General features: G+C 31.5%; 9 protein-coding genes. All 9 read right to left on the bottom strand.

The window, feature by feature from the left end; translation table 11 throughout:
- Positions 1-73: 73 nt before the first annotated feature.
- Entirely contained in the window at positions 74-2,848 is a 2,775-nt protein-coding gene (locus IC219_RS10340) for a calcium-translocating P-type ATPase, PMCA-type (RefSeq protein WP_227434394.1), read from the bottom strand.
- A gap of 268 nt (positions 2,849-3,116) precedes the next feature.
- Positions 3,117-4,100 carry an ABC transporter ATP-binding protein gene (locus IC219_RS10335; RefSeq protein ID WP_413926930.1) on the bottom strand — a complete coding sequence of 328 codons (984 nt, stop codon included), beginning with the start codon at positions 4,098-4,100 and terminating at the stop codon, positions 3,117-3,119.
- Positions 4,081-5,085: an ABC transporter ATP-binding protein gene (locus tag IC219_RS10330; RefSeq protein ID WP_227482078.1), complete on the bottom strand. Its 1,005-nt coding sequence runs from the start codon at positions 5,083-5,085 to the stop codon at positions 4,081-4,083. The genes IC219_RS10335 and IC219_RS10330 overlap by 20 nt, the downstream gene beginning before the upstream one ends.
- Entirely contained in the window at positions 5,063-6,058 is a 996-nt protein-coding gene (locus IC219_RS10325; RefSeq protein WP_227830861.1) for an ABC transporter permease, read from the bottom strand. Before IC219_RS10325 ends, IC219_RS10330 begins: the two co-directional genes overlap by 23 nt.
- Positions 6,042-6,998, bottom strand: a complete 957-nt coding sequence (locus IC219_RS10320) for an ABC transporter permease (RefSeq protein WP_227830862.1) — start codon at positions 6,996-6,998, stop codon at positions 6,042-6,044. The genes IC219_RS10325 and IC219_RS10320 overlap by 17 nt, the downstream gene beginning before the upstream one ends.
- A gap of 27 nt (positions 6,999-7,025) precedes the next feature.
- A complete protein-coding gene (locus IC219_RS10315) occupies positions 7,026-8,672 on the bottom strand; it encodes a peptide ABC transporter substrate-binding protein (protein ID WP_227830863.1) in 1,647 nt (548 codons plus the stop codon).
- Positions 8,673-8,708: 36 nt separating this feature from the next.
- Positions 8,709-9,998, bottom strand: coding sequence for a GGDEF domain-containing phosphodiesterase (locus IC219_RS10310; protein ID WP_227830864.1), 1,290 nt, complete (start codon positions 9,996-9,998; stop codon positions 8,709-8,711).
- Positions 9,998-11,476, bottom strand: coding sequence for a GGDEF domain-containing protein (locus tag IC219_RS10305; protein WP_227830865.1), 1,479 nt, complete (start codon positions 11,474-11,476; stop codon positions 9,998-10,000). The genes IC219_RS10310 and IC219_RS10305 overlap by 1 nt, the downstream gene beginning before the upstream one ends.
- Before the next feature lie 103 nt (positions 11,477-11,579).
- Positions 11,580-13,181 carry a GGDEF domain-containing protein gene (locus IC219_RS10300; protein WP_227434386.1) on the bottom strand — a complete coding sequence of 534 codons (1,602 nt, stop codon included), beginning with the start codon at positions 13,179-13,181 and terminating at the stop codon, positions 11,580-11,582.
- Between the last annotated feature and the right edge of the window lie 328 nt (positions 13,182-13,509).

Genomic DNA, 13,509 nt, shown 5'->3' with positions numbered 1-13,509 from the left:
TGAAATCACTTACACAAAAACAAATAAAACCGCAAAAGCGTAGTATTAATACGATTTTGCGAAATTTTATAATCTAATTTTTATTATTAAGATTTACTTTCTTACTATTTTTTACTGTTCTAAGAAGTAATTTTACAAATTCATTTGACAATAGAATAGTCGATGCGAATAATATTATCTTTATCCACATATCAAACCCTAGTGACACTGAATTGAAGAAACTTTGGAATACTTGGGTAAATATTATTTGAATCACCCCTGTCACAACTATTACTTGTAATGCTAATTTATTTTTAAATAGATTTGGTATTGTACTGTTTAATCCAAATTCTCTACAATTTAATGCATTAAAAAGAGCACTGAATGCAAATAATGAAAATATAACTGTACCTTGTTCTTCTGGAGTTGCTCCCAATATATTAAAAGCTGATTGTGTAAATACAATTGTAATCATAAGTATAGCATTTATAATAATATTAACAGACATAGACCTAGCTATTATTCCAGAATGTCTATTTATTGGCTTTCTTTTCAATACATAATCTCTAACAGGTTCTAATCCTAATGCAAGAGCTGGAGGACCATCCATTATTATATTTACCCATAATAATTGTATTGTAGTAAATGGCATATCTTTACCAGTAAGTTGAGATATTATAGCAATTATAAATGCTACTATATTTACAGTAAGCTGGAACTGTATAAATCTTTGGAAGTTTTCATAAATACCTCTTCCCCATTTTATTCCCTCTACTATTGTACTAAAACTATCATCAGTCAATATTATATCTGCTGCATTTTTAGATACTTCTGTACCTGAGATTCCCATAGCGATACCAACATCTGCTTGACTAAGAGCTGGAGCATCATTTATACCATCACCTGTTACGGCTACAACCTCACCACTTTTTTGAAGTGCAGAAACTATTCTCATCTTTGTATCTGGTTTACTTCTTGCGACAATAGATATTCCTTTTATTTCTTCTCTTAACTCTTCATCTGTCAGTACATCTATATAGGTTGCTTCAACTGCCTTTTTACCATCATTTAATAATCCTAATTCATCTCCAATAGCAGTTGCTGTATTGATATTATCCCCTGTAAGCATTTTTACATCTACACCTGCATTAAATGCCTTATCAATAGACTCTTTAACACCTGCTCTCAATGGGTCTACTATTCCTACAAAGCCACTAAATACTAAATTTTCTTCCTTCTCATACCCTCTTGGATTTCCGATTAAATTCAATTCTCCTTCTGAAGTTATTGCAACTTCTGTTCTAGATTTAGTCATCTTTTTATAAGCAAACCCCAATGTTCTCATAGATTTAATTTGTAGTTTTTTAATTTCATCGAGAATACCTTTTTCTATTTTAGGAGTTATTGGGACAATACTTTTTCCTTGTTGTACATAAGAACATTTCTTTAATAATACTTCTGGAGCTCCTTTTGAAAGTAGTATATCCGAATCCTCTTGACGAATTAATGTTGACATTTTTTTTTCTTCTGAACTAAAGGGGATTTGTGATATTAAATAAGTTTGTTTTCTCATTTCATTATAATTTTTATCGTTATGATATAAAAGTAATGCACACTCTGTTGCACTTCCAATATATTTAAATGAATTGTCTCCCTTTTCTATATCAGCTGTTGAATTCACTATACAGTTTTGTTCAAAATAACTATTACTTTGATATTCTCCACTACTTATATACTTACCATCAACATATGCTACTTCTACCATCATCTTATTTTGTGTCAAAGTACCTGTCTTATCAGAACATATTACAGAGACAGAACCTATAGTTTCACAGGCTTCTTTCTTTGTTACTAATGCATTTATCTTTGCCATCTTTTGCATTGTTATGGCTAAAGTAATATTTATCATAGTTGGTAAACCTTCTGGTACTGTTGCAACTATTAAAGCAATACAAACCATATATGCATTTTTAGCAGGCTCTAATGATTGTAAAAAAGATAAAATACTGCTTGTATCCAAAATTAGCATACCTCTTCTTTGCATTTGTATAATCATAAACATACATAATAATGTAGCTATTACACCTGATATACCTGCTATTTTAGCACCTAACTTACCTAATTTAATTTGAAGTGGAGTTTGCTGGTCATCATTTGATAAGTTCTGTGCTATCTTACCCATCTCTGTCTTATCACCAATATGAGTAACAACCATTATCCCTCTACCATATGCTACAAGAGTTCCCCCAAATACCATATTGATTTGTTTTGCGGGTATTGTATCTTGTTCAATTATTTCTGTTTTAGAATAAACTACCTCCATATCTAATATAGCATCAGCATTTTTAGCTACATCATCAGATTCGCCTGTTAACATATCTTCTCTAAGCTTTAGATTTATAGATTGTATAAGCCTTCCATCTGCTGGTATCATATCTCCTGTTTCTATATATACAATATCTCCTGGTACTAAATCATTTTTTGATATTTTAACTATCTTTCCATTTCTAAGTACCTTTACCTCTATATTCTCTGTTAATTTTGATAGAGCATGAGCAGCTTTTTTAGATTTCCCTTCAGTTATTATACCTATGGAAATACCAATAAAGATAGCTCCTAAAATACCTAATGCATCATGCAATTCTCCCACAAATGAGCTTATTACTGCTGCTCCTATAAGAATTAATATCATAGGTTCTGTCAGACTTTCCCCCAACTCGTCCCAAAATGTTCGTCCTTCTTTTATCGTAAATTCATTTAATCCATATCTAAGCTTCCTCTCTTCTACCTCATTATCAGCAAGTCCAACTTCTGGATTTGTCTTTAAGTATTTTAAGACTTCTTTGGTAGGTTTATTATAATACCTCATAACTTTATCCCCCTTGTTAATTATCTATAGAGAATTATATGCTTATGATAGCTTGTATATTACTTTTCAAAAAAAATAAGGAGTTGTCTAAAAATTGATTTTTTTCTAATCAAATTTTAAGTTCAACTCCTCTGTTGAATTTTTATAAGCTATTTTTTACTACTTCTTTTTTAATTAATATTCTAGATTTTAATATTTAAGAAATTTGAGTACAAGAGGTAAAGCATATGTATTTTAAATAAAATTAATTTATCATTACACTAAAAAATTACTTTTTATAATAGCTAAATCCTTCACTTGCCATATAGCAAGCAACTAGATGATTCTGTTTATGTTCAAATAATTCAGGCATTTCTTTTCTACAATATTCTGCTGATACTGGACAACGCTCCACAAAAGGACATCCTTTTTCAGAATTCGAAAAAATTTTGACTTCGTCTTGTACATCTACTTCTTCATGTAGTATATTTCTGCTATTCGGATTTGGAGTCAAAACTGCACGCAAAAGCATCTGTGTATATGGATGTAAAGGTGTATTGTAAACCGCCTCAGCATTTCCAGTTTCCACGATTCTACCAGCATACATCACAGCAATCCTATCAGAAATATAACGTACCATGCTTAAGTCATGTGAAATAAATAGATAAGTAAGACCAAACTCCATCTTTAACTTATATAAAAGATTTATAATCTGACTCTGAATAGAATTATCCAGTGCTGACACTGGTTCATCACATATAATAAAATCTGGCTGAACCACGAGTGCACGTGCAATACTAATTCTTTGTCTTTGCCCTCCTGAAAACTCATGTGGGAAACGTCCTGCGTGTTCTCTCAAAAGCCCAGTCATTTCTAACAATTCATATACTTTTTGTGTTCTTGTATTTTTATCCAACATCCCATGAACCTTCAAATTTTCTGCAATAATAGATTCTACTGTCATATGTGGGTCTAAAGACATATATGGGTCCTGAAATATCATTTGTGTATGTTGTGCAAATGCCTTTCTTCTACTTTGTCTATGTAGTTCTAACTTTTTGCCTTGAAATAATATTTCACCTTCGCTTGATGGATATACACCCATAATAACTCTTGCAAGAGTTGATTTTCCACAACCAGATTCTCCAACAAGCCCTAGAGTTTCACCTTTATAAATAGTTAGGTTCACATGATTGACAGCAATATTTTTGCGCTTTCTTCCTAGAGGGAAGCTCTTGGATACATTATTTAATTCAAGTAATTTTTCCATCATCCAATTCCTCCTTTGGAAAACTTTCATGCAGACGCCAACAAGAAGCACTGTGACTATTTGAAACCTCAAATAAAGGTGGCTCTTCTCTCAAACAAATCTTCATACAATATGGACACCTCTTTGAAAAAGAACAACCGACTGGCAAATCAGATAAGTTTGGTGGACTTCCCAATATAGATATGCGTTCCCCTATAACACCTGATGTAGGAAGTGTTCTTAACAGTGCCTGTGTATATGGGTGTGTTGCTCTATTAAAAAGTTCTTTCACACCACTTTCTTCCACAATTTTTCCAGCATACATCACTGCTACACGGTCTGCCAAGTTTGCTACAACACCAAAATCATGAGTAATCAAAAGTACAGCTGTTCCCATCTCTTTTCTAATTTTAGCAATCAATTTCAAGATTTGCAGTTGTGTAGTAACATCAAGAGCTGTTGTTGGTTCGTCTGCAATAAGTAGTTTAGGATTGCATGCCAAAGCCATAGCAATCATTACACGTTGTTGCATACCTCCTGAAAATTGATGAGGGTACTGTTCTGCTTGTAGTTCAGCATTTGGTATCTGTACCATTTCAAGTAATCTAACTGCCTCTTTCTTACAATCAGATGATGACATTTTCTCTTTTCTATATAGTGACTCTGTAATCTGCTTACCTATTTTCATTGTAGGATTCAAACAGGTCAAAGGGTCTTGAAAAATCATACTTGCTAAAGTACCTCTTATTCGTTCCATCTCTTTTTCTGATGCATTCAAAATATCAAAATTGAGAAGTTTCAATTCCTCAGCCATAATTTTAGCTGGTGGTGAAGGATTTAGTTGCAAAATTGACTGTGCCATTACACTTTTACCACAACCACTTTCACCCACTAACGCAAGAATCTCGCCACTGTTCATGGAAAGCGATACACCTCGAACTGCATTTACTGTTCCTTCGTACATATCAAAAGATACATTTAATTCCTTAATTCTTAGAATGTCGTCCATAATAAGCAGACCTCCTTAATCTAGGATTTAGAGCATCTTGAAGTTGGTCTCCCAAGAGATTGAAAGAAAGCATTATCAGACAAATAAATAATCCTGGCACTACAAGCCTTGCTGGATAAGTCTGAAAAACAGCAACACCTTCATTTGCCATAATTCCCAATGATGGATATGGTGGTGGAACTCCCATTCCCAACATTGATAGGAATGCTTCTGTAAATATAATTCCTGGAATGCTCAATGTCATGTGTACAATTATAATACCTAACATATTAGGAATTAAGTGGAAGAAAATAATCCGTCCCATACTTGCTCCCATAATTTTTGCAGCAATTATAAATTCTCTCCCCATAAGAGAAACCACCTGTCCTCTTACCAATCGTGCCATACTAGTCCATCCTACAAGGGTATAGGCAATAATCAAAGTTCCAATTCCCTGTGGAAGCACTGCCATAAGTAAAAGAACAACAACAAGGTATGGAATTCCACTAATGATTTCCAATGTACGCATCATTACATTGTCAACCATACCACCTATATATCCAGAAATACTACCATATACCACTCCTACTATGCAGTCTATGATAGCTACCACCCCTGCTACTAGAAGTGATACTCGTGTCCCATACCAGATACGTACAAAAATATCACGCCCAAGATTATCTGTACCAAAGATATGAGTAAAACCACTACTCATATCTTTACTAAAAAAGGGGTTATTTGCATATGCCACATTCTGAGATGAAAAATCAAAATTACAAAATATTGGAAAAAATACTGAACCTATCATAAGAATAAGTATCATTATAAATGATACTACTGCAATTTTATTGTGGCGTAGTATGGATATGGTCTCCCTTGCAAAACTCATAGAGGGATACACCTGTTCGTTATTAGTCATATCTGAATTACAGTCATCAATAGATGAAAAATCTTCATGAACAAGTACTCTTTTACTACTATCTATTTTCCTCACCTCCTAATCTCACGCGAGGGTCTATACAGCTGTTCAAAATATCCACGATTAGATTACACAACACAAGAAACATACCAAAAAATAATGTTGTTCCTATAATCACTGGATAGTCATTGGCCTGTACTGAGTCCACAAAGTATTTTCCAAGACCTGGAATAGAAAATACATATTCTACAGCAAATGTCCCAGTCAACAGAACTGCTGTCATAGGACCAAGAACTGTTATCACTGGCATTAATGCATTGCGTAGACAATGATGAAGGATAATATCTTTTTTCTTGATTCCTTTCACTTTTGCTGTACGAATATAATCCTGCCCAAGTACATCAAGCATACTAGAACGCATTAATCTTCCAATACTTGCCATAGAGCCAAAAGCTAGCGCAAATGCAGGTAAAATCTTGCTATTTTCACTCCCCCATCCTATAATTGCAAAAAAATGGATACCAGTAAATTGAAACAACACAATTCCAAAAAAATACTGCAACAAAGCACCAATAATAAATGATGGAACAGACACCCCAAGAAGCACCAAAATCATCATCAATGTGTCCCACTTTGTCCTATGCTTCAAAGCAGCTGTAATACCTGACAAAAATCCCAAAATGATTGCAAAAATCAAAGCCCGTATTCCCAGTTCTAAAGAAACTGGGAATGCCTGGGCTATAATATCTGTGACTTGACGACCAGAAACAATTGAAGAACCAAAATCTCCATGTATCAAATTATTCACATATATTCCGTACTGCTCTAATACAGGTTTATCTAGACCATATTTTGTGGCTAAAGAAGCTTTTATCTCAGGATTAATTACCTTAAGTCCAGAAAAAGGGTCTCCTGGAAGCATCTGCATCAGTAAAAATGTAATGGAAATCAAAACCCATACAGTAAGTACCGCATAAATAAGTCGCTTAGCGATATACCTCATTTGTAAAGACATATTGTCTGCTCCTGTCATGTTTTTTATTTACTTAATATGTGCATTTAAAACGTTAAAGAATTGAAATGGTGTACGTACTAGACCAACTAGTTTGTCAGAAACTGCATAAGTAGTACATGTAAAATACATCGGTCCTATAACCATATCATCCATTAGAATTTTTTCTGCCTGTATCAGTATCTCTTGACGCTTTTTAGAATCACTCTCATGAGTTGAATCCTCAATCAACTTATCATACTTTGGATTGGAATACTTTCCATAATTGTTCATATTTTCTGTTGTATAGTTCTCCAAAAATGTAATTGCATCATTCTCAGAAGGACCCCAAGCATCCACTGCAAAACTATAATCACCATTTCTTTTTGCTTCAGACAAAGCTTTGACTGCTGTAGATTTCAGTTCTACATCCAGTCCAAGATTTTCTTTCCATTGTTGTTGCAAGTAGGCAGCCTGATTCTGATTATATGTTGTATCTGATGTCCAAAATACAAGTTTAATATCTTTCTTTTCTATCCCAAGTTCTTGAAGTGCCTTGTCAAGGAATTCCCTTGCCTTATCTTTGTCATACTTAAATAAGCTACCACGTTTTTCTGCATAACTTTTACCATCAACACCTTTTATAACACCTGGTACAAGACCATTGGCTGCTATAGAACCATCATTAATTACATTATTAAGTAGACTTTGTACATCAATAGAATAGGCAAGTGCTTTTCTTAGGTTTATGTTAGAAAGATACTCATTTTGTGTATTAAAGCTTAAATACCAAGATCCTCCATCTATATAGGATTGAATAGTATCTTTACTTTTGTCTCTCACGAGTTTAATTTGTTCGTTATATAGGTTACAAAGGTCAATTTCTCCAGCAGTAAATGCATTCAAACTTGTATTTGCATCTCCTATCATAACCAACTTAACTTTAGGAATATTAATTTCTGATGCATTATAATATTCTTCAGCCTTCTCCATTGTAATATGGTCATCATGAACCCATTCTGTTATTTTATATGCACCATTTGTTACCATTTTATCGGCCTCTTTAGCGTACTGTTTATCACCAATTGCCTTATAAGCCTTTTTATTTATTGGCAAAAAATATGGCTGTGACAAATAAAACAAGCCATTAGTCATTGGATGAGACCATTGAATTTCTAATGTATAATCATCTAATACTTTTAACCCAAGCTGTGATTCGTCAATCTCACCCTTATAAAATGCTTCTCCATTTTTAATATTCTTGTATATATACGAAGCAAATATACTTCCAGTAGAAGGCGTCATCTGTGTCACCCAGGAATAGTAAAAATCATTCGCGGTTACTGGGTCTCCATTTGACCATTTTGCATCTTTTCTTAGATGCATTGTATAAATAGTGTTCGCATCATTTATATCCCAACGTTCTGCTAAATCAGCCACTGGCTCATCCTTCTCATTCAACTTTGTGAATCCAGCCATGCAATGATAGAGAATACTTTGTGCAATAGTATCACTCATTCTCATTGGATTCAATTCTGTTGGCTCAGATGTAACATTTAACGTTACCATTTCTTTTCCTTGAGTCCCCTGAAAAACTGAGCCTTTTATTGCATCTCCTTGAGTAGGTGTGGAACATGCCACCAAATTTAGTGCAAGTATAGCTACTACTAATAATGTTATAATTTTTTTGTATCTCATATTTTTCTCCCTCTAAATAATTAATTCATATAATTCCTAACAATCATCCTGCACATCCAATATCATATTAAATGAATCAATTGACATAGGTTTATAATAATAATAACCTTGAACCATATCACATCTATACTCTTTTAAAGACTCTATATGTTCTTTAGATTCTACGCCTTCAGCAATTACTTTCATATTTAAAGAATGAATTAAATCTATAATAGTCTTTATTACTAAACTACTATTGCCATTTAAGTTATTTAAAAAAAACTGACGGTCCATCTTGATAATATCAAAATGAGCATTAAGTAATACATTAAAAGAAGAATAACCATCTCCAAAATCATCTAGTGAACATGTAAACCCATATTCTTTGAAATCAGATACTACTTTTTTTAAACGTTCAGTATCATTTAAAGAAATTGATTCCATAAATTCAATTTCAATATAGTGCTTCGGAATATCATATTTTTCAAACACATCAATGTAATTTTGAACAATCCCTGGGTCATAAAAATGTGACTTTGAAATATTAAAACTAATTGGCACAACTTTCTGATTGTTTTTTATTCTTGTATCCAAGTACTGACACATTTGTTCAAAAGTATCAATATCAATTAATTTAATGTAGCCATTTTGGTTTAAAATAGGCAGAAATTTATATAATGGGATGCTGTTTCCATCTTTATCAAACAAACGAAGTAATGCCTCTGCACCTATAACCTTTCCATTTATTAGACTGATTTTGGGCTGTAAGTACGTGACAAATTCATAACCTTTATATGCATCTGCTGTCTCTATTTCCAGTTTCATACGGTCCATATAACTATTATAAAAAGAATCACCATAAAGTTCTATACAAGAACTTCTATTAAGTAAAGCTTCACTTTCTTTCCTACACAAATTCGCATAATTTAGTGCATCATAAAATGAGACTTCTGGGTTAATAATCACATAAATACCCATAGACATAAAAAGATTTCTATAAATCCGCTCATCATCTATACGATATAATATGTCAATTAGTGGTATCAATCGTTCATATATAAGATAGTTAGAATCATCACACCTTACTAAAAAAGCAAAGTTATCCGCATATAAATATGCAGCGTACTCCTTTTCTTCTAAAAATGTGGTTATTTTTTGAAAAACCAATGTCAGAATTTCATCACCTGCTTTACTTCCATACTTTGTATTAAAATAGCGAAAATTTTTAATGTTCAAGTGTATTAAAGCATATCTTTCATCACTACCTTTTATCTTACAATATTTTTCCAAAATATATGAAGTATCATACATATCACGCTTTAAGGTGCTATTATTTTCCGTTTCCATTACGATTGGCTCCTTTGTTTATAAATTGTATATACATTTCTTCCCTTATTTTTGGATTGGTATAAGGCTAAATCAGCATTTTTAATAAGAGTTAATTCATCACAACCATGCATATGTATCTCATTATATATCCCAAAAGATAAAGTGAGCTGTTTGGAATTTTTACTTTTTAAATGTACAATATTTTTGTCTCTCAGCTCTTTTTGAACTGATTCAACAAATGTAATAATTTCATCATCACTTCTATCAACAAATATACAGGTGAATTCATCTCCTCCATATCGTGCAGCAAAAGCATTGTTTGGTAAGTTCTTCTTTAATAAAGTAGTAACTTCTTTTATTGCCTCATCACCTTTTAAATGACCATAGTAATCATTATATTCTTTGAAAAAATCGATATCAACCATAACATATCCAATGGATAAAACCTCATCATCTTGGATTAATTTACTTATAAGTTTACTACAGTATCTTCGATTATAAATTTTTGTAAGTTCATCTATATCTGCTACTGTTTGTAGACTAACTTGCTTTTCCAACATAAGATTCTGTTCTTTTTCTCTTTCATAGAGAGAAATAAGACTTTTGAAGCTTTCGCCCATTGATATCTTACTGTCCATTTCTCCTTTTAATATGGTTTCATAAAAAGTTTCATAAAGTTCATCAGTTTCATGCCCAAATAGAATTGAATATTGAACATGTAATTTTTGAATTTGTATCATTATATTTTGATTCGTATTTTTATACAATGTGTCTAATTGGTTTAAGCACCATGCTGCATCTTCTTCTCTTTTCAACAAAAGCAAAAATTCCATTAAATATAAATAAATGGATTTCAGTAAAAACGCTTCTTTCTTATTTTTAATCAACTTATTTATCAAACTATCTATTTTATGTAACGCTTCTGTTTCCTTATTTTCTAATAATAAAAGACGTATTTCTCCTTCCATAAATAATAAAGGTAAAATGCCAACTTCACATTTTACGCTTAAACATTTTTCATGATACTTCAGGGCTTTATCTAATTCTCCTTGAACACAAGAAAGGTGTAATAGATTCACAAGTATAGACTTGTAATAAAAAAGCACACTTTTTATAGGAATATCTTTTATAACATCTAATGCTTTTGTATAGAATTGCTCTGCAATTTTATATACACCACTTGTGTAAAATATATCAGCAATATTGTTATAGAAAATAGCACATGATTTTTTATCTTTAATTTTATAAGCAATTTGGATTCCTTCTAAATATATAGTAAGAGCTGCTATTTCGTCACAAATAGTAACATTTCGCAAGCCCTCTATTTTAAAATATTCAATTAAAACATCAAAATAATTTTTATTCTCAGCAATTTCTCTTGCCTTCTCTGAATGAAAATTATAAGCATCTACATCCCATTTCATTTGAAAATATTGTGCCAAATACACATGAGCCAATGCTTGTCCATAGAAGTAGTTTAACTGTTCTGATATCATTAGTAACCTATCACAATCGTGTTTATTAAACCTAGAATTATGCTCAAAACGACACTGAATTCGATCAATCAGCAATTGAATTTGTTCAAGTGCTACATTATAGTTATTCATTATGCACCTCTTCCATAGCAATTATTGATTTAGCATTATTTCTACCATTATTCTTTACATCATATAGTGCTTTATCTACTTCATCAAATAAATTAAGTACATCAACTTTAGTTGAAACTGTCTTATTACCATATCCAATTGACAATGTTATTATTTTTTCACATCGTGAATGTATATGTTCAAGACTTTTTTCTTTTATTGCTTCTTTTACTTGATTAACATATTCAGCCATTTGTTCAAAATTCAAATCCCAGCTAAGACAAACAAATTCATCACCACCATAGCGAAAGACTGCCATTTGTTCATTTGCCTTTTCTTTCAAGCTACTTGCTACTTGTTTTAATATTTCATCACCTTCCAAATGACCATAATAATCATTGTATTCTTTAAAGTAATCAATATCAAATATTGCAAGACCAATATTAGTATATCTATTACTATTGAGAATTTCATCTTGCTTAATATTAAAATAATAACGATTGTATACATTAGTCAATTCATCATAATTTACAAGGTCATATAATTCTTCTAATACTTTTTTTGATTGAGTATACTTAGTATAAGTGTCATTCAATTCAATTTTTGCACGTAAACCTTCTACTTTTAATAGATTTACTTGATTCTGTGCTTTTAAATATAAATCATAATACTCGTGGTAATGGTAATATAATTCTTTTTTTGTCTCAAATTTCTGTGAATACTTAATATTCAATTTACATAATTTCAATAAAGGCTCTGGTTCATCTTCTTTTATTAGCTCTTGTAAGGATTGTAATAATTCACTTGATTTTACTTTGTTTTTGATAGATATCATTGCTTCTAATGCATTCATCAAAAATTCTATGAGATAAACACGATTTGGAAAAGTCATAAGTCCATCATTCTGCATTTCCTGTAGATAATATAAACTTTTTTCTTGATTCTGTATCTCTGCATAATAAAGCAAATATGCATAATCAACATATATTTTTAAATCTTTCTCTTCGAAGGGAAGTAAACTCAATTCTTCAATAGTTGATTTCATCAATTCAAGCTTACCTAATTTTAAATATATATTAATGAAATTAATTAACAGCATTCGCAGAAAACGTGGCTTCGTATCTGGCAAAGAACGCAATACTTCCATTGATTTATCTAAATAGAACAGTGCTTCATCATATAATTCATAGTCCAAATAATAAGCACTAATATTCCCATAATTTATACCAATGCGATGTCTGATGTCTAATCTTTCAGAAACATCCAATGCTTTTAAAGTGTATCTAAATGCAGACTGTTTATCATATGAATTTAAAGAAAGTAAACTACACAGTGCATAAAATTTTTCTAATAATTCACTTGGATTCTTTTCATTAATATACTCTTGTGCATACTCCAACTCTTTTGATACGCATTTCATATTTGATTCCACATAGAAATAATAATCGGCACGCCATACATGTCCAAAAGCCACACTTTGCCAATCTTTACTTTCTTTTGAAATCGAAATCAGTTTATCACAAATCCCACAAATAACATCATCGTTCACATTAATGTTTTCATGTATTTTTCTCTTTAATTCCTCAATTTCACACAAAACGTAGTTTTCAATCATGGCATTACTCCAAATTTATTTTTTACAACATTATAACACACAAGTGCGGCTTTCCACAATGAGATCTACATTTGCGTATCATAAGTATTAAATAGACTATACTGCTGTCCATTGTTGGCAATAACATACCTATTTTCCTCTTATATCAATGGTTCACAGTTTTTTAAGATTTTAAATAAACTTTCATTTAAATTATTACATAGATTAGGAGTTCTTAGAAATTCCATTTTCTATTTTTCTACAAAAAAAGGAGATGATTCAAAGTTTTATTTTGAGGCATCTCCTTATAATAATTATATATTATTGGGTTTTATGTTATAGGCTTTAT

The sequence above is a fragment of the Clostridioides sp. ES-W-0018-02 genome (assembly GCF_020658175.1).
Taxonomy (GTDB): domain Bacteria; phylum Bacillota; class Clostridia; order Peptostreptococcales; family Peptostreptococcaceae; genus Clostridioides.
This window is presented reverse-complemented; position numbering and strand designations above follow the sequence as displayed.